Here is a 203-nt window from a genome sequence, read left to right on the forward strand (position 1 = left end):
CACCCGTCGAGAGCGACGTGACTGTGCTATTAGTCGCGCTCAGCCCCGTCGACAGCGACGAAATACCCGTCGACGTGGAGGTCGACAGCGAGCTCACGCCCGTGGACAGCGAATTCACGCCGCTCTGTGCCGTGCTGATCCCCGTCGAGGCCGATGTCGACAGCGACGAAATACCCGTCGACGCGGAGGTCGACAGCGAGCTC

1 protein-coding gene is annotated in these 203 nt (G+C 64.5%); it reads left to right on the top strand.

Features of this window, described 5'->3' with window-relative positions:
* Positions 1-17: 17 nt before the first annotated feature.
* Positions 18-203 (top strand): hypothetical protein (locus F6X37_RS37550; RefSeq protein ID WP_262420178.1); only part of this gene is annotated, 186 nt, incomplete at its 3' end.

Source organism: Paraburkholderia sp. 31.1 (assembly GCF_014397645.1).
GTDB lineage: Bacteria > Pseudomonadota > Gammaproteobacteria > Burkholderiales > Burkholderiaceae > Paraburkholderia > Paraburkholderia tuberum.